Origin of the sequence: Dendronalium phyllosphericum CENA369, from assembly GCF_016056275.1 — a bacterium.
GTDB classification, from domain to species: domain Bacteria; phylum Cyanobacteriota; class Cyanobacteriia; order Cyanobacteriales; family Nostocaceae; genus Dendronalium; species Dendronalium phyllosphericum.
In genome coordinates, this window is record NZ_JAECZA010000333.1 from 1 (window position 1) to 1,299 (window position 1,299).

General features: G+C 46.3%; 2 pseudogenes. Both read right to left on the reverse strand.

From position 1 onward, the window contains the following. Nucleotides 1-715 (reverse strand): annotated as a pseudogene (locus I8752_RS36665) (SNF2-related protein); the annotation flags it as partial. Next, a pseudogene (locus I8752_RS36670) lies at nucleotides 697-1,299 on the reverse strand (ATP-dependent helicase); the annotation flags it as partial. The pseudogenes I8752_RS36665 and I8752_RS36670, both read right to left, overlap by 19 nt.

Here is a 1,299-nt window from a genome sequence, read left to right on the forward strand (position 1 = left end):
GTTCGCCGAGGTGGTTCTCAATCGGAGTCCCAGTGGTAATCAGCTTGAAACCACCTTTGAGGTTCATTGCTGCCTGGGAACGTTTGGCGATCATATTTTTGATTGCCTGGGCTTCATCCAGCACAATCGTTTGCCACTGCACTTGGGACAGCATTTGGGATACTTCTTCCTGCTGCAACAGACCGTAGCTGCATACCAACATATCAAACGGTTGTAACCCAGAGAGTAATTTTTGGCGATCGCTTCCACCAAATTGAACGATATTGAGGGTAGGGGCAAAACGCTGTGCCTCACTCACCCAATTCATGCACACCGAAGTAGGGGCAATAATTAGGGTTGGCCCCTCATGGGCACGCTTTAGGATAACAGCCAATGCTTGCACGGTCTTGCCCAGTGCCATTTGGTCTGCCAAGCAGGCTCCCACACCCCAATGTGCCAGCCGCACCAGCCAGTTGAACCCCTCCATCTGGTAGTCGCGCAGTTCTGCTTGAAACGTAGAGGGGAGTTCCGGCTGGAGGCTTTGCACCTCCTTCAAACGCTCTCTGTGTGCCTTCCAGTGTTTGTCTGCTTTTACCTTGCCCACCTCGTCCACGAAATCCTCTAAACCTAATGTTGCCAAGGGGTGAAAGCGTATACCTTTACTATGTTTTTCTGAAAACGCCCGTAATTCATCAAGGCGTTTGCGAAAAGCTTGGGTTAAAGCCAAGAATTGACCGCATTCAGGAGGATGCTAGATATGCCGTTTTCAAATAATCCTTGTGGCAGGGTGCGAAACCAATCAGCATCAAATGGGTTATTGCAGATTTGCTCGAAGATTTTATTTACAGATATCTTATTGCTGTGACTGTATTTCTGGTAGTCTTCAATCTGTTTATTAATGAAATTGGGGTCGTGACGGTAAAAACCAATACGAACTTCTCTGATGAACTGGCGCTCGCTCTGAAAATACCGGGTTCCGCTTGCGTAACCACTAGATATAGGTAAAATTTTGGAGACAGAGGTCGCTAGGATTTCAAAATATCCTGCTTTTACCGCATCACGAGTAGCAATCTCTGTTATGAGCGGATGGCATTGAGGGCCTTGCCCGCTTGACTGAATTAGCAAGCCTGCTGCCAATAATCCATCAATGTGGCGGCTTAAGCTTTTGTTAATAAAAGGTTTATTGTTTTCATCTAACGTGCCGATTTGATTGAGGCAATTCATGAATGAAGTTCTGTTTACCGGTTCATAAATCACCGAAAATAATTGCACAATCTTTTGGTCTATGTGTGATAGCTGACTATATACCTGGGCCAGTTG